Genomic DNA, 15,316 nt, shown 5'->3' on the forward strand with positions numbered 1-15,316 from the left:
CAAGAGGGGACAGGGCCTCAAACCACCGTCTCCGCCTCCTTCTTGATCAGCTTGCCGTCCGCCGCGATCACGAACCACTCGCCGTCCAGGCCCTGGCCGTTGACGTCCCCGGGGGTCACGTCGCCCACGTAGTAGTACAGCGGCCAGTCGCCGTACACCGCCTGCTCCGCGCCCGCGCTCAGCTTGGTCTCCTTGAGCAGCGCGGGGTCGGCGGCGCCGTCGGCGGTGACATCGGCCGGGGAGATGAGGGCCGGCCAGACCGCGATGCAGTCGGCGTCGCAAGTGGCCTGGCCCGGCTTGTCCTTGGTGAAGCCGTAGAGCGTGCGGCCCTTTCCGTCGACGAGGATCGTGCCGAGTTCGGACTCCGCCGTCGTGACCGTCACGGTCGCGGGCGCTGGCTCCGGCGCGGAGTCGGCGGCGCCGTCGGCCGGGGCCTTCGTGCCGGCGGGGGCGTCGGCGGGCGGCCGGGCGGGCGGCGGCTGCTCGGCGCTCGGTGAGGCCGGGCCGGCCCCGTATCCCGTGCCCGATCCGCCGGAGTCCTCGCACGACGTCACCGTGAGCAGCGCCAATGCGATCAGCGGGGCCGCGAGCAGGCTTCTGGTCCGGGCTGTGGTGCGGGTGCCGCGCATGGTGAGATCCCCTCGGATTCCGGTCTGCGGGAAGGAACGTACGGCGGGATGTACGGGCCCGACCGGCCGGCTGTTCACTCCGATCGGCGGCGGCGTGCGTTTGAACGGGGAGCCGGAGAGCCCCGTACTTGACGCCGACCGGCCACCACCGGGTCGGCCCCCAACGGGAGGTTCATCCGCCATGCACAAGCGCCATGTCTCCGTCTCGGCCGCCGCCGCCCTCGTACTCGCCGCCGCGGCGGGCGCCGTCCCCGCATCCGCGCACGACAGCCACGCGAGCGGGCACGGCACGGCGAAGGACGGCGCGGTGACGTTCACGAAACCGGCCCACGGCCACGCCGTCACCTTCGCCGCCGTCCTCACCGGTGCGCACGAGGTCGCCGAGAAGGGCGGGCCCGCCGTGAACGACCCCGACGGCCGGGCCGTCGCGCTCGTCAAGGTGAAGGGCGACCGGGTCGTCTTCGCGATGCAGTGGAAGGGGTTCGTGCCGAGCCAGGGGCACATCCACGAGGGCGCCGCCGGACGGAACGGCGACGTGAAGGTCCCGCTCTTCGGCACCGAGATGCCCGACACCGTCCACTCGGCGGCCGGGCACACCGTCCTCACCGACGCCAAGCTGGCCGACAGCATCCGTGAGCATCCGTCCGGGTTCTATCTGAACCTGCACAGCAAGGAGTTCCCCGGCGGCGCGGTGCGCGGGCAGCTGAAACGGCTGAAGCGGAACATCAACCCGCTCCACATCATCAAGGGCGGCAAGCTGCGGGCCCTGGCGAACGGCGCGCAGGAGGTGCCGGTCACGGACCCGCACAAGGTGGGGGACGACGACGGGTACGCGGTGACCTTCCTGCACCCCGCCGGGCGCAGCGTCGACTTCTCGCTCGCCTGGGTCGACATCCAGGCGCCCCAGGCCGCGCACATCCACAAGGGCGGTTTCGGCAAGAACGGGGACGTGGTGCTGGGGCTCCTGAACAAGCCCGTCCCGGAGGGCCTGTTCGCCGTCTCCGGACGGCTGGAGGACCAGCACAAGGGGCTGCTGAAGGAGATACGCCACAACCCGTGGGCCTTCTACTCCAACATCCACACCAAGAAGTTCCCGGACGGCGCGGTGCGCGGCCAGCTCTTCCACTGAGGGGGCGGGCCCTCGGCGGCGCGGGCGTTCTACGCTCGGTGCATCGAAGTTCGACAGTGAAAGGCGGCAGCAGCATGGCCAGGGTACCCGCGGCAGCGGTGGCGGCAGGCGGACTCGTGGGCGGGTACTCGGTGGCCCGCTTCAGCGGGAAGCGCCCCCTCGGCGGGGTCGCCCTCGCCGCGGCCGGCGCCGTCGCCGCCCGCCAGTGGCACCAGGACGCCGGACCGAGGGCCGCAGTCGGGCTGAGCGCCGCGTACGTCGCCGCCTTCGCCGGGTCGCATCCCCTGGCCAGGAAGATGGGTGCCTGGCCGGCCGTCCTCACCGTGGCGGCCGGTGTGGCCCTCGCCTCCGTGGCGGTCACCCGCCGGAGCCACTGATCCCGCGGAGCCGGTGAGGCGCGCTGAACGCTCCCGGCCCGCCGTACGTATTCCATGACACCTCCCCTAGAGGCGCTGGGCGCGTGACCGTCGGCAGGGACCGGTCACGCGCCCAGCGCACATCCGCGTCGCGGCCCCGGGCAGCGCAAACCCGCCCCCGCCCGCCTGGCGGCCCCGGCAACGAAACCCGCCGCCGCCCACGTGGCAGCGCCAAACCGCCCCCGCCCGCGTCGCGGCCCCGGCAACGCAAACCCGCCCCCGCCCGCGTCGCGGCCCCGGCAACGCAAACCCGCCCCCGCCCGCGTCGCGGCCCCGGCAACGCAAACCGCCCCGCACGTCCGCACGACGCGGCACGACGCCGTCAGGCACCCAGCGCGTGCGCGACGGTGTAGATCAGCAGGCCGGCGAGCGCACCGACCACCGTGCCGTTGATCCTGATGAACTGGAGGTCGCGGCCGATGTGCGCCTCGATCTTGCGCGAGGTGTGCTCCGCGTCCCAGCTCGCGATCGTCTCCGAGATCAGCGAGGTGATCTCCGTGCGGTACGTGGTGACCAGGTACACCGCCGCGTCCTCGACCCAGCCCTCCACCTTCGCCTGGAGTCTGCTGTCCGTCGCCAGCCGGGCGCCCAGCGACAGCAGCGAGGCGCGGGCGCGCAGCCGCAGTTCGCTGCGCTCGTCCTCCGCCGCCGAGATGATCATGCCGCGTACGGCGGACCAGGCCGACGCGATCACGTCCTGCACCTCCGAGCGCGACAGCATCTCCGACTTCATCCGCTCGACGCGCTCCCGCGTCTGCGTGTCCGACTGGAGGTCGACCGCGAAGTCCGCGAGGAAGCGGTCGATCGCGGCGCGCGCCGGGTGGCCGGGCATGTCGCGCGTCTCAGTGACGAAGCGCAGCAGCTCCCGGTAGACGCGCTCGCCGACCTTCCGGTCCACGAACCGGGGCGTCCAGCCCGGGGCGCCGCCCTCGACCGCGTCCATCACGGAGTCCGAGTGGAGGACCAGCCAGTCGTGGGCGCGGGCCAGGATCAGGTCGACGGCCCGGTGGTGGGCGCCGTCGGCCACGACCTTCTGGAGGGTCTTGCCGATGCCGGGCGCGATCTCGGCGGCCTCCGCCCGGCGGGTGATGGCCTCGCCGACGACCGCCTGGACGTCGGAGTCGCGCAGGACGGTGAGCGCGCCGCGCAGGGCGGTGGACAGTTCCGCGGTGACGCGGTCGGCATGGGCGGGCTCGGCGAGCCAGGCGCCGAGGCGGCCGCCGATGCCGAGGGCGTGCAGGCGGGCGCGTACGACGTCCTCGGAGAGGAAGTTCTCGCCGACGAAGGAACCGAGGGCTGTGCCGAGCTGGTCCTTCTTGTTGGGGATGATCGCGGTGTGCGGGATGGGCAGGCCGAGGGGGTGGCGGAAGAGCGCGGTGACGGCGAACCAGTCGGCGAGCGCGCCGACCATGCCGGCCTCGGCCGCGGCCGCGACGTATCCGGCCCAGGGGCCGAGTCCCTCGTTCTTCGCCCAGGTGGCGAGGACGAAGACCAGCGCGACGAGGAGGAGCAGACCGGTGGCGGTGGCCTTCATGCGCCGCACGCCCCGCCGCTTCTCCTCGTCGGCGGCGGTGTACGTGAAGCCGGGCAGCCGGGCGCCGGGACGGGGCCCGGCCCGGGCGGTCGGGGCGGCTACGGCCGTGCGCACCCCGTCGGACCGCCCGGCCGCGGCCGCGCCGCCGCCGCCGGAAGCGTCCGGCAGCGCGGCATCCGCCCGCTCGCCGGCTCGCACGGCACCCGAGGCCGCGCCGGAGCCCGGCGTGGAGGCGCCCCCTGAGGCGCCCGGAAGCAGGCGGTGCCCCGGGCCCGAGTCGCCGGACCCGGCCGCGCCCCCTGCCCCCACACCTCCGGCGCCCTCCGAGGCGCCCGGCTCATCCGGTCCTGTACCTTCCATCCGCTCCACCCGTCCGCGCGTGCGTACCGTACGCATTGTCCCTACCTCGTGTACTCCCGGGCGGCACGTCGAGTTCCCGGGGCATGGCCGATGATGTGTTCATGAGCAAGCGTTCGGGGTATGCGGGTCTCGCTGCCCTCATGGCCGCAGTCGTCCTGATCTGCGGCGGTATCTACCTCGGGGTCGGTGCCGTCAAGGCCAAGCCGGCCGTCCGCAAACCCCCGGCGGCCACACCCCGGTGGATCGGCACCTGGGCGGCGAGCCCCGTCGGCATCGCGCCCGTCGTCTCCGTTCCCGGCGCGCCCCGCGGGCCGCACGGCCGGTCCGTGCGCAACGTCGTGCACACCAGCATCGGCGGCACCGCCGCCCGTGTCACCGTCTCGAACCTCTACGGCACCCTGCCGCTGCGCATAGCCGCCGTCTCCCTCGCCGTGCGCGCCGGGGACGACGGCCCGGAAGCCGTGCGGGGGACGCTGCGGCCCGTCACGTTCGGCCGGGCGACCGCCGCCACCGTCGCCCCCGGCGGGCAACTGGTCAGCGACCCGGTCGTGCTCCGCATCCCCTACGACGGCGATCTCCTGGTCACTGTCCACACATCCGCTCCGGGTGGACCCGTCACCTCCCACACCCACGCCCGCCAGACGTCCTACATCGCCGAGGGCGACCACACGCGGGACGAGGCGGGGGACGCGTACCGGACGGAGACCCGCTCCTGGCACCACGTCACCGCCGTCGACGTCCTCACCGCCGAGGCGCGCGGCGCCGTGGTCGCCGTGGGGGACTCGATCACCGACGGGGTGTCGTCCACGCCCGACGCCAACCGCCGCTGGCCCGACGTGCTCGCCGACCGGCTGGCCGGACGGTACGGCGTGCTGAACGAGGGCATCAGCGGCAACCGGCTCCTCAGCCATGACCGGGGTCCCAGCACCCTCGGCCGCTTCGACCGCGACGTCCTCTCGCACTCCGGGGCCAGGACCGTGATCGTCGCCATCGGCATCAACGACCTGCTGCGCGCGCCGTACACGCCGACCGGCGACGGCGTCGTCACGGGCCTGACCGAGCTGTCCCGCCGCGCCCATGCCCGGGGGCTGCGCGTGATCGGCGCGACCCTCCTGCCGTGCGGCGGACACCTGCGCTGCACCCCGGCCGTGGAGGCCGAACGCGTCAAGGTGAACGCGGCGATCCGCGCGGGCGGGATCTTCGACGAGGTCGTCGACTTCGACCGGGCGCTGCGCGATCCGTACGCACCGCAGCGGCTCCGCCCGGTGTACGACTCCGGTGACCACCTGCACCCGAGCGACGCGGGCTACGCGCGGATGGGCGCCTCGGTGGACGTCAAGGCGCTGTGAGACGTGCAGGCGCCGCTGTGAGACGTCACGGCGCTGCGACCCGGCTGCTGTGACCTGAGTGCCGCGCCCCGGGCGCCGTGGCCGCGGCGGAGCCCTCAGTCACCCAGCTCCTTGTGGCCGTGGCCACCCTGGTGCCCGCCGTGGCCCAGGTGGCCCCGGCCCTTCCTGCCGTCCTTCTCCAGCCGGGCGCGCTCGGCCCGCTCGGCCTTCAGGCGCTGCCTCTCGGCCTTGGTGCGCTTGCGTTCCACCCCGACGCCGCCCATGAGGGCCAGTCCCTTGACGATCACGCGCGGCGCTGACGGGTCCGGTGCGCCGTCGACGCTGCCGTGCTCGCCGAAGCCGCCCAGCAGGCCGATGCCCTTGACCTCGACGTGCAGCTCGGGCGGAACGACGACCTGCACGCCACCCATGATCGCGAAGCAGGTGATCACCGTCTCGCGGTCCTCGAACCGGGCGTCCCGCAGATCGAGCTCGCCGCCTCCCATGAGGGTGAACGCGGTGAACCGGCGGGCGACGGTCCATGTCCCCCTGCGCCGGAACCCGCCCCAGAAGGCGAACGCCCCCTTCGAGGTCGCCGGTCTTCCGATGCGCTCCGTCCAGCCGCCGGCGGCCGTGGCGGGGGCGGCCGCGTCGACCGGCACGACCGTCCCGGCCGCCGGCAGGTCGCGCACCAGCGGCGTCAACTCGCCGTGCGTGCGCGCGCTGTACGCGGCCTCGAGGCGCTGTCCGAACTCCTCCATGTCGAGCCGTCCCTCGGCCACGGCTTCGCGCAGCCGCTCGGCCACGCGCTCCCGTTCCGAGTCGGACGCGCGCATCTCGGGGAGATCTCTCGTCATATCGCCAGACTAGTTTCAGGCGGATCGGTCCGCGTACATCTTCGCGATGACGGCCTCGATGTCCGGCTCGCGCACCGACAGGTCGACCAGCGGATACCGCTCCGCCAGGGCCGCGACGAGGGGCGCCGCCGACATCGAGGCGGGAAACGCCAGCCACTGTCTGGGGCCCTCCACCTTCACCGTCCGCGCCGTGTCCAGCGCGATGGGCGGCAGCTCCCGCTCCAGGTCGACGACCAGCGTCCGCTCGCTCTCCCCCACCTCGTGCAGTCCGGCGAGTGCGCCGTCGTACATCAGCTTTCCGTGGTCGATGACCATGACACGCTTGCACAGCTGCTCGATGTCGGTGAGATCGTGCGTGGTCAGCAGCACCGTCGTCCCGCGCTCGGCGTTCAGCTCGCGCAGGAACTCCCGCACCCTCGCCTTGGAGACCACGTCCAGGCCGATGGTCGGCTCGTCCAGGTAGAGCACCTCGGGGTCGTGCAGCAGGGCGGCCGCGATGTCGCCGCGCATCCGCTGGCCGAGGGAGAGCTGACGCACCGGCACGTCCAACAGCTCGCCCAGGTCGAGCAGTTCGACGCAGCGGTCCAGGTTCTCGTGGAAGACGGCGTCCGGGACCCGGTACATGCGGTGCATCAGCCGGTACGAGTCGCGCAGCGGAAGGTCCCACCACAGGGTGGTGCGCTGGCCGAACACCACGCCGATCCGCCGGGCGAGCCGGGTGCGTTCGCGCGAGGGGTCGATGCCCGCGACCCGCAGGCGTCCGCCGCTCGGGGTGAGGATCCCGGTCAGCATCTTGACGGTGGTGGACTTCCCGGCGCCGTTCGGGCCGATGTATCCGACCATCTCGCCGCGCGGCACGGTGAAGCTGATGCCGTCCACGGCGCGCACCCGGTGCCGCTCGCGGCGCAGCCGCCCCACCTTGCGGCGTACGTCGAAGACCTTCTCCACCCCGTCGAGTTCGATGAAATCCATGAGCTGACCAGCCCCCTCAGTTTCCCGTGCTGCGGTACGAACGAAGGCCCGCGCGCCAGGCCAGTGCCGCGAGCCCGCAGCATCCCGCCGCCACCAGGGGCGGCAGGAACGCCAGCCAGCCCGGCAGCCCGAGGGGGTCCTCGCGGCCCAGCACGTACAGCGACGGCACCCAGTTGACGAAGGCCAGCGGCACGACGAACGTCACGCCGCGCACCAGGTCCTTCGCGAAGATCGACGGCGGGTACTGGAGCAGGGTGTTCCCGCCGTACGTGAAGGAGTTCTGCACCTCGGAGGCGTCCTGCGCGAGGAACTGGAACGCCCCGCCCGCCACGAACACGGACGCGAAGATCACTCCGCCGCTGAGCATCATCAGCGGCACCATCGCCACCTTCACGGCCGTCCACTCGACATCGAGGGACGCGAGCCCGTAGCCGAGCACCAGCAGCCCCTGGGTGACGCGGCCGAGCCTGCGCAGGGCGAACCGGTCGGCCGCGACCTGGGCGAGGACGGGCACGGGCCGCACCAGCAGGGTGTCCAGCGTGCCGTCGCGCACCCGCCGGCCCAGCCGGTCCATCGACCCCATGACCAGGTCGGCGAGGCCGAAGGCCGTGCTGGTGGTCCCGTACAGGAACGCGACCTCGGGCAGCGAGTAGCCACCGAGCGCGTCAACGTGGGAGAACATCAGCAGGATCGTCACGAAGTCGAATCCGGTGGCGGCGAAGTTGCCGAAGGCGGTCATCGCGAACGAGGCCCGGTAGGCCATCGTGGAGCGGACCCACATGGCTACGATCAGCCCGTACGCCCGCAGCGCCTCAGCCACCCTGGACCACCACCCGTCGTGTCGCGACCGACTGCAGCAGGCGTCCGGCGGCGAGCAGCGCGAGCGCCCAGCCGGCCTGGAAGGCGTAGGCGCCCAGCAGGTTCCAGCCGGTGTGCCTGCCGAGGAAGACGTCGGCGGGGACCTGGAGCAGCGAGGACCAGGGAAGGGCCCGCGCCACCTCGCCGAGGAGGCCGGGGAAGAGGTTGAGGGGCAGCAGCATCCCGGAGAAGAAGAGCGTCGCCAGCCAGCAGATCTGCATGACCCCCGCCCCGTCCATCAGCCAGAACGCGGACAGGGCCACGAGGAAGCGGACCGCGAAGCTCACGATCACGCCCAGCGTGACCGCGAGGAGGAAGGCCAGCCAGGTCAGCGGGGATGCGGGCATCACCAGGTCGAAGGCGAGCGAGCCGAGCACCATCGGCACGATGCCGCGTCCCAGCAGGTGGAAGGCGGCCCGGCCCAGGTCGCCCGCGAGCCACCACAGTTGGAGGTCGGCGGGGCGGTAGAGGTCGATGGCGATGTCGCCGGTGCGGATGCGTTCGATCAGCTCGTCCTCGAAGCCGCCGCCCATCATGGCGCAGGTCATCAGCAGCGCCTGGCCGAGCCACACATAGGTGAGGGCCTGGGAGAGGTCGTATCCGCCGAGCTGAGGGCGCTCGTCCCACAGGGCGATATAGGTGTAGGCCACGATGAAGCCGAAGACGGTGTTGGTGAACACCCCTGCCGCCGTCGCCACCCGGTACGTCGCATAGCGCCGGAACCCACCCGCCGCGACGACCGCGTACAGCCGCACAACAGCTCCCTCCCACGCGGACGATGCGCCCCGCCCCGCGACGCCAAAGCGCACGACCCTAGCCGAGCCCTTCGCCGGGGTGCGAGTGCTTTTCCGGCCGGAAGTACCGGGTTGCGATGATTATCGGGACAAAAAGGGCACTATGGGGGACATGAGCGACGAGCCGCAGCAGGGCTGGACACCCCGCGACGCGACAGTTCCGACGCCGGCAGCATCCGCGAGGAAGGCGGAGACACCGGAGAGGGCGGAGAAAACGGAGCGGGGCGGCAAGGGCCGCCCCCGGCGCACCGGCTGGCGCCGCGTCATCCCGACCTGGCGCATGGCTCTCGGCGCCTTCCTGGTCTGCGCGCTCCTCCTCATCGGCGGGTTCCTGGCCGGCTACCTGCTCGTCGACATCCCCCCGGCCAACGCCTCCGCGGTCGCCCAGAGCAACGTCTACCTCTACAAGGACGGAACGCCGATCGCCCGCGACGGCGAGATCAACCGGGAGAACGTCTCCCTCTCGCAGGTCCCGGTCGGCGTGCAGCACGCGGTGCTCGCCGCCGAGGACCGCGACTTCTACTCCAAGCCGGCGGTCGATCCCCAGGCGATGCTCCGCGGCGCCTGGAACACCGTCACCGGCAAGGGCAGACAGTCCGGCTCCACGATCACCCAGCAGTACGTCAAGAACTACTACCTGCACCAGGAACAGACCGTCACCCGCAAGGTGAAGGAGTTCTTCATCGCGGTGAAGCTCGGCCGCGAGGTGAGCAAGAGCGAGATCCTCCGGGGCTACCTGAACACCAGCTACTTCGGCCGCAACGCCTACGGCATCCAGGCCGCCGCGCAGGCGTACTACGGCAAGGACGTCTCCGACCTCGACACGGCCGAGGGGGCGTATCTCGCCTCTCTCCTCAAGGCGCCCAGCGCGTACGACATCGCCACCCACCCCGGCAACCGGACCGCGGCACAGAGCCGGTGGGACTACGTGCTCGACGGCATGGTCAAGGAGAAGTGGCTGAGCCCGGCGGCGCGCGCGGTGATGGAGTTCCCCGCGCCGCGTCGCGACAGGACCGCCGACGGCCTGTCAGGACAGCGCGGCTACGTCGTCCAGGCGGTCGAGGAGTACCTCACCGGCAAGGGGATCGTCGACGAGAACACGCTCTCCACCGGGGGCTACCGGATCACCACCACCCTGGAGCAGGGCAAGCAGGACGCCCTCACCGACGCCGTCGACGAACAGGTCACCTCCCGGCTCGACACCGGCCGCGAGGCCGACCGCAACGTCCGTGTCGGCGGCGTCTCCATCGACCCGGCCACCGGCAGGGTCCTCGCCATGTACGGCGGCGTCGACTACACGAAGCAGTTCGTCAACAACGCCACCCGCCGCGACTACCAGGTCGGCTCCGCCTTCAAGCCGTTCGTCTTCACCGCGGCCGTCGAACACGGCTCCACCACCCAGGACGGCCGGCCCATCACCCCCAACACCGTCTACGACGGCACGACCAAGCGCCGCGTCCAGGGGTGGACCGGCGCGCCGTACGCGCCCGCCAACGAGGACGACGTGTCCTACGGCCCGGTCACCGTCAGCCGCGCCACCGACGAGTCCGTCAACGCCGTCTACGCGCAGATGGCCGTGGACGTCGGCCCGGCCAGGGTCCGGCGGACCGCGGTCGCCCTCGGCCTGCCCGCGAAGACGCCGGACCTGACGGCCGCGCCGTCGATCGCGCTGGGCACGGCGACCGCCAGCGTCCTCGACATGGCGCAGGCCTACGCCACGCTCGCCAACCACGGCAGGCACGGCGCGTACACGCTGGTCGACAAGGTCACCAAGAACGGCACCGAGATCGAGCTGCCCGCGCAGCGGACGCGCCGCGTCGTCTCCCGCGAGGCCGCCGACACCACCACCGCCATCCTGCGCAGCGTCGTCGACGGCGGCACCGGGACGGCGGCGGGAGCGGCCGGCCGGCCGGCGGCGGGCAAGACCGGCACGGCCGAGGAGGACCGAGCCGCCTGGTTCGCGGGCTACACGCCCGATCTGGTCACCGTCGTCGCCGTGATGGGCCAGAACCCCGACACCGGCGCACAGACGCCGCTGTACGGGGCGCTGGGGCACGGCCGGATCAACGGTGGCGGCGTGCCGGCCGAGATCTGGGCCCGGTACACGGCCGCGGCCCTGAAGGGCAGCCCCGCGCGGGCCTTCGAGCTGGAGGTGGTGGAGGACATCGAGGAGGACCGGCCCCCGTTCGGCCGGCAGGACGGCGACGATCCGACCGGGCCCCGCGACTCCGGAGGCCCCGGCCGCACGCGCGGCCCGGGCGAGGGCGAGTGGTGGGGGCGCGGCGGCCCGGCGGGCTCCGGCCCCTCGGCGGGCGGCGCGGCCACCGGCGGGGCCGTGACGGGCGGCCCCGCCACCGGCACCACCGCCCCGGGCACCGGCGGGACGCCCACCGGCGGAACCCCCCCCGACGGGACGGTCACCACGGCCCCCACCGCGGGCGGCCCGGGGGCCACGCCCGGCCCCGGCGGACCCGCCACCGGCAGCCCGGGCGGGACCGCGAGCGGCACCCCTGGCACCCCCGTCCCCGGCAGCCCGGGCGCAACCCAACCCCCCGGCGGCCCCTCGGATGTCCGCCACTCCGGCGGGCCTCAGTGACCCGAGGTCGCCTTCAGCCCCACGACGGCCACCAGCAGCAGACAGACGAAGAAGATCCGGGCCGCGGTCACCGGCTCGTTCAGTACGAGCATGCCCACCACCGCCGCGCCCGCCGCGCCGATGCCGACCCAGACGCCGTAGGCCGTTCCGATGGGCAGCGTCTTCGCGGCATGGGACAGCAGCACCATGCTGGCGACGATCCCGAGACCGGTGAACACGCTCGGCCAGAGCCTGGTGAACCCGTCGGTGAACTTCATCCCGATCGACCAGCCGACCTCGAGCAGACCGGCGACAACAAGCAGAACCCAGGCCATGACGGCACCTCCGAGACGCGGGACAACACGGGGTGCGTCGTCTTCGCGTAACCCGGTACGGCGCGTCTCGTCGGGCCCTCCAACGTAGCAAAAGGCGTACAGAAAGGGGCTGGTGACCTCCGCCACCAGCCCCTGCGGCCCCGTCGGGGCTCCGGCCGCCTACAGGTACAGGCCCGTGGAGTCCTCCGACCCCTGGAACCGGTCCGCCGCCACCGCGTGCAGGTCGCGCTCGCGCATCAGGACGTACGCCACGCCCCGCACCTCGACCTCGGCACGGTCCTCCGGGTCGTACAGCACCCGGTCGCCCGGCTCCACCGTGCGCACGTTCTGTCCCACCGCGACGACCTCGGCCCAGGCCAGCCGCCGGCCCACCGCGGCGGTGGCCGGAATCACGATGCCGCCGCTGGAGCGCCGCTCGCCCTCCGGGATGTCCGTCCTGACCAGCACGCGGTCGTGCAGCATCCGGATCGGAAGCTTGTCGTGCTGGGTGCTGTGCTCATGACTGTTGGTGCTCACGCCTCGAACCTACCTGCCGCTCGGCCCTTCGTGCGCCGCAGGGTCACGCCCGTCGCCGGCGGGCCGACACGGCCAGCAGGCCGACCAGACCCACGGCGACGACCGCCACCGGCACCACGCGTTCCAGCCGCGGCGTGCCGTCCTCCGAGACGAACTGTGCCTTCACGTCCGACACCGCGCGGTTCACGGCGACGAAGGCACGGCCCGCCGTACGGTCCACGCTGGAGGCGACCTTCGCCTTCGCGTCGCCGATGACCGTCTTGGGGTGCATGCGCACACCGATCTCGTCGAGCATCTCGGCCAGCTGCTCGCGTCGGCGGACGATGTCCGCCTCGATCTGCGCTGGGGTCCTGGTGTCCGACACCGCGCCGCCTCCGTCGTCGTGTCCGGTAATCCTGCATCGACAGTCTGTCAGCTCGGCGTCGCCCGCACCCCACGGCACCCCCATTACGCTCGACGGCGTACATCCCTGTGTCTGACGAGGAGAACCATGAGCGAGCGACTCCAGCCCGGCGACACCGCCCCCGCCTTCACCCTGCCCGACGCGGACGGCAACGAGGTGTCGCTCGCCGACCACAAGGGCCGCAAGGTGATCGTCTACTTCTACCCGGCGGCGCTCACGCCCGGCTGCACCAAGCAGGCCTGCGACTTCACCGACAACCTCGAGCTGCTCGCCGGCGCCGGCTACGACGTCATCGGCGTCTCGCCCGACAAGCCGGAGAAGCTCGCGAAGTTCCGCGAGAAGGAGAGCCTCAAGGTCACGCTGGTCGGCGACCCCTCCAAGGAGGTCCTGGCGGCGTACGGCGCCTTCGGCGAGAAGAAGCTCTACGGCAAGACGGTGACCGGCGTCATCCGTTCCACGGTCGTCGTCGACGAGGAGGGCAAGGTCGAGCGCGCCCTCTACAACGTCAAGGCGACCGGCCATGTCGCGAAGATCATCAAGGATCTGGGCGTCTGAGGACCTCGGTCTCCGGGGGCGTCGCCCGGCCAGTACGATGGCCGGGCGACTCGCGGTCGTGGTGGAACTGGCAGTCACGCTGGGTTTAGGTCCCAGTGGGGTAACTCCCGTGAGGGTTCGAGTCCCTCCGACCGCACCATCGACTCCCGGCGTCAGCCGAGGAGTTCACGCACCACCGGCACCAGCGCCCTGAACGCCTTCCCCCGGTGACTGATCGCGTTCTTCTCCTGCGGGCTGAGCTCCGCGCACGTCCGCGTCTCGCCCTCGGGCTGGAGGATCGGGTCGTAGCCGAATCCGTTGGTCCCGCGCGGGGAGCGGCGCAGGGTGCCGAGGAGGCGCCCCTCGACGACGCGTTCCGTGCCGTCCGGGAGGGCGAGCGCGGCCGCACAGGCGAAGTGGGCTCCGCGGTGCGGGGTGTCGATGTCCGCGAGCTGGGCGAGCAGCAGGTCCAGGTTGGCCTTGTCGTCGCCGTGCGTGCCGGCCCAGCGGGCGGAGAAGATGCCGGGCGCGCCGCCGAGGACGTCGACACAGAGGCCGGAGTCGTCGGCGACGGCGGGCAGGCCGGTGGCGCGGGCGAGCGCGTGGGCCTTGAGGAGCGCGTTCTCGGCGAAGGTGACGCCGGTCTCCTTGACGTCGGGGACGTCGGGGTAGGCATCGGCGCCGACGAGGTCGTGGGTGATGCCCGCGTCGGCGAGGATGGCCTTCAGTTCGGTGATCTTCCCGGCGCTCCGGGTGGCAAGGATCAGGCGCGTCATGACCCCAGTATCTACGGCGTGCAGACCTTGCCGATCTCGGCGGCCGCGTCGGTGACGGGCGTCAGGTCGGGAGTGGTGTCGCCGCCGTCGATCGACTTGCGGACGTTGTCCACTCCGGCGGCGAGGTCGTCGACGGCCTTGCCGAGGTCGGCGTTGTCGGTCTTGTCGCCGAGGTTGTCCAGCTCGCGGTCGATCTCGTCGAGGGCCTGCCGCGCCTGGGTGGGGTCCTCGGCCGCGTTGGACGCCGCCTGCTGCAGCTTGTCCACGCTGGTGGCGATGGCGTCGGCGGTCTCGACACAGTCCATCGCCGTGCTGAGTGCGCTGCAGCCGACGGCTGCGGGCACCAGCAGGGCGGCTGTGGCGACGGTGATGGCTATGCGGCGGCGCGCGGACATGCGGGTCCTCCCAGGTACGGACGGGCGCACGGTTCGGCCCGTGCGCCCGTGACTCTAACGACGCCCGACGGGCGCTCCCGGTTGCTGCGCCACCGGGAGAAAGGCGCTTCGCGGTGTCAGGCGGGCTGTCCCGTTCCGAGCGCCTCGCTCTGGAGCGCGGCGAGGTCGGCGCAGCCTCCGGTGGCGAGGTCGAGAAGGGCGTTGAGCTCCTTGCGGTCGAAGGGCTCGGCCTCGGCGGTGCCCTGGACCTCGACGAAGCGTCCGTCGCCGGTGCAGACGACGTTCATGTCGGTCTCGGCGCGCACGTCCTCCTCGTAGCAGAGGTCGAGGAGGGGGGTGCCGTCCACGATCCCCACGCTGACGGCGGCGACGGTACCGGTGAGCGGCTTGCGCCCGGGCTTGATCAGCTTCTTGCCCTGCGCCCAGGTGACGGCGTCGGCGAGGGCGACGTAGGCGCCGGTGATCGCGGCGGTACGGGTGCCGCCGTCGGCCTGGAGGACGTCGCAGTCGAGGACGACGGTGTTCTCGCCGAGGGCCTTGTAGTCGATGACGGCCCGCAGGGACCGGCCGATGAGCCGGCTGATCTCATGGGTGCGTCCGCCGATCTTGCCGCGCACGGACTCGCGGTCGCCGCGGGTGTTGGTGGAGCGCGGGAGCATCGAGTACTCCGAGGTGACCCAGCCTTCGCCGCTGCCCTTGCGCCAGCGGGGCACGCCCTCGGTGAAGGAGGCGGTGCAGAAGACCTTGGTGTCGCCGAAGGAGATGAGGACGGAGCCCTCGGCGTGCTTGCTCCAGCCGCGTTCGATGGTGACGGGGCGGAGCTGTTCGGGGGTTCGGCCGTCGATGCGTGACATGGTCCCGAGCCTATCGGCACAGGGGTGAGGGGCCCGTTCCGGTGGTACGGA

17 protein-coding genes, 1 tRNA gene and 1 riboswitch are annotated in these 15,316 nt (G+C 72.4%); of the genes, 6 read left to right on the forward strand and 12 right to left on the reverse strand.

The genetic code is table 11. The annotated features are described in order from the left end of the window. Nucleotides 1-17: 17 nt before the first annotated feature. Nucleotides 18-629 carry a hypothetical protein gene (locus AB0K02_RS03550; RefSeq protein WP_365990651.1) on the reverse strand — a complete coding sequence of 204 codons (612 nt, stop codon included), beginning with the start codon at nt 627-629 and terminating at the stop codon, nt 18-20. 181 nt (nt 630-810) lie between these two features. On the opposite strand from AB0K02_RS03550, the gene AB0K02_RS03555 reads away from it, so the two are divergent. Together AB0K02_RS03555 and AB0K02_RS03560 are read left to right on the forward strand one after the other, a co-directional pair. Beyond that, nucleotides 811-1,758, forward strand: a complete 948-nt coding sequence (locus AB0K02_RS03555) for a CHRD domain-containing protein (RefSeq protein WP_365990652.1) — start codon at nt 811-813, stop codon at nt 1,756-1,758. A gap of 74 nt (nt 1,759-1,832) precedes the next feature. Beyond that, nucleotides 1,833-2,135 (forward strand): hypothetical protein, encoded by a 303-nt coding sequence (locus tag AB0K02_RS03560; RefSeq protein WP_365990653.1) that lies wholly within the window; start codon nt 1,833-1,835, stop codon nt 2,133-2,135. A 361-nt stretch (nt 2,136-2,496) separates the two neighbouring features. Here the strand turns inward: AB0K02_RS03560 and AB0K02_RS03565 are convergent, their stop codons facing one another. Further along, nucleotides 2,497-4,104 (reverse strand): DUF445 domain-containing protein, encoded by a 1,608-nt coding sequence (locus AB0K02_RS03565; protein ID WP_365990654.1) that lies wholly within the window; start codon nt 4,102-4,104, stop codon nt 2,497-2,499. Between the two features lie 65 nt (nt 4,105-4,169). Here AB0K02_RS03565 and AB0K02_RS03570 point away from each other — a divergent pair, with 65 nt between their 5' ends. Then, complete coding sequence (locus AB0K02_RS03570) at nt 4,170-5,417, forward strand: SGNH/GDSL hydrolase family protein (protein ID WP_365990655.1); 1,248 nt, start codon at nt 4,170-4,172, stop codon at nt 5,415-5,417. 95 nt (nt 5,418-5,512) lie between these two features. On the opposite strand, the gene AB0K02_RS03575 is transcribed toward AB0K02_RS03570, so the two are convergent. The 4 genes from AB0K02_RS03575 to AB0K02_RS03590 are packed head-to-tail and all read right to left on the reverse strand — an operon-like array spanning nt 5,513 to nt 8,838. After that, complete coding sequence (locus tag AB0K02_RS03575) at nt 5,513-6,253, reverse strand: DUF1707 domain-containing protein (RefSeq protein WP_365990656.1); 741 nt, start codon at nt 6,251-6,253, stop codon at nt 5,513-5,515. A 15-nt stretch (nt 6,254-6,268) separates the two neighbouring features. Continuing rightward, on the reverse strand, nt 6,269-7,225 hold the full coding sequence (locus AB0K02_RS03580; protein WP_365990657.1) for an ATP-binding cassette domain-containing protein: 957 nt from the start codon (nt 7,223-7,225) through the stop codon (nt 6,269-6,271). A gap of 16 nt (nt 7,226-7,241) precedes the next feature. Beyond that, nucleotides 7,242-8,045 carry an ABC transporter permease gene (locus tag AB0K02_RS03585; RefSeq protein ID WP_365990658.1) on the reverse strand — a complete coding sequence of 268 codons (804 nt, stop codon included), beginning with the start codon at nt 8,043-8,045 and terminating at the stop codon, nt 7,242-7,244. Beyond that, on the reverse strand, nt 8,038-8,838 hold the full coding sequence (locus tag AB0K02_RS03590; RefSeq protein ID WP_365990659.1) for an ABC-2 family transporter protein: 801 nt from the start codon (nt 8,836-8,838) through the stop codon (nt 8,038-8,040). The genes AB0K02_RS03585 and AB0K02_RS03590 overlap by 8 nt, the downstream gene beginning before the upstream one ends. Before the next feature lie 151 nt (nt 8,839-8,989). Between AB0K02_RS03590 and AB0K02_RS03595 the strand changes: the two genes are divergently transcribed. Beyond that, nucleotides 8,990-11,473 carry a transglycosylase domain-containing protein gene (locus AB0K02_RS03595; protein ID WP_365990660.1) on the forward strand — a complete coding sequence of 828 codons (2,484 nt, stop codon included), beginning with the start codon at nt 8,990-8,992 and terminating at the stop codon, nt 11,471-11,473. Here the strand turns inward: AB0K02_RS03595 and AB0K02_RS03600 are convergent. From AB0K02_RS03600 to AB0K02_RS03610, 3 genes are all read right to left on the reverse strand, one after another. After that, nucleotides 11,467-11,787: a multidrug efflux SMR transporter gene (locus AB0K02_RS03600; protein WP_177152551.1), complete on the reverse strand. Its 321-nt coding sequence runs from the start codon at nt 11,785-11,787 to the stop codon at nt 11,467-11,469. The two genes, AB0K02_RS03595 and AB0K02_RS03600, sit on opposite strands and share 7 nt — an antisense overlap. 31 nt (nt 11,788-11,818) lie before the next feature. Further along, nucleotides 11,819-11,887: riboswitch (guanidine-III (ykkC-III) riboswitch) on the reverse strand. 59 nt (nt 11,888-11,946) lie between these two features. After that, complete coding sequence (locus AB0K02_RS03605; protein WP_177152552.1) at nt 11,947-12,303, reverse strand: co-chaperone GroES; 357 nt, start codon at nt 12,301-12,303, stop codon at nt 11,947-11,949. Nucleotides 12,304-12,346: 43 nt separating this feature from the next. Beyond that, nucleotides 12,347-12,667 carry a DUF3618 domain-containing protein gene (locus AB0K02_RS03610; protein ID WP_365990661.1) on the reverse strand — a complete coding sequence of 107 codons (321 nt, stop codon included), beginning with the start codon at nt 12,665-12,667 and terminating at the stop codon, nt 12,347-12,349. A 126-nt stretch (nt 12,668-12,793) separates the two neighbouring features. Here AB0K02_RS03610 and bcp point away from each other — a divergent pair, with 126 nt between their 5' ends. Together bcp and AB0K02_RS03620 are read left to right on the forward strand one after the other, a co-directional pair. Further along, nucleotides 12,794-13,261, forward strand: a complete 468-nt coding sequence (bcp, locus tag AB0K02_RS03615; protein WP_365990662.1) for a thioredoxin-dependent thiol peroxidase — start codon at nt 12,794-12,796, stop codon at nt 13,259-13,261. Nucleotides 13,262-13,313: 52 nt separating this feature from the next. Beyond that, nucleotides 13,314-13,400, forward strand: a tRNA-Leu gene (locus AB0K02_RS03620). 13 nt (nt 13,401-13,413) lie between these two features. Here the strand turns inward: AB0K02_RS03620 and rdgB are convergent. From rdgB to rph, 3 genes are all read right to left on the reverse strand, one after another. Next, entirely contained in the window at nt 13,414-14,016 is a 603-nt protein-coding gene (gene rdgB, locus AB0K02_RS03625; protein WP_365990663.1) for an RdgB/HAM1 family non-canonical purine NTP pyrophosphatase, read from the reverse strand. Between the two features lie 11 nt (nt 14,017-14,027). Next, the gene (locus tag AB0K02_RS03630) at nt 14,028-14,411 is read right to left on the reverse strand and encodes a hypothetical protein (RefSeq protein WP_365990664.1); all 384 of its coding nucleotides are present in this window, start codon (nt 14,409-14,411) and stop codon (nt 14,028-14,030) included. Between the two features lie 116 nt (nt 14,412-14,527). After that, nucleotides 14,528-15,265: a ribonuclease PH gene (gene rph, locus AB0K02_RS03635; protein WP_365990665.1), complete on the reverse strand. Its 738-nt coding sequence runs from the start codon at nt 15,263-15,265 to the stop codon at nt 14,528-14,530. Between the last annotated feature and the right edge of the window lie 51 nt (nt 15,266-15,316).

The organism is Streptomyces sp. NPDC049597 (assembly GCF_040675505.1).
Taxonomy (GTDB): Bacteria; Actinomycetota; Actinomycetes; order Streptomycetales; family Streptomycetaceae; genus Streptomyces.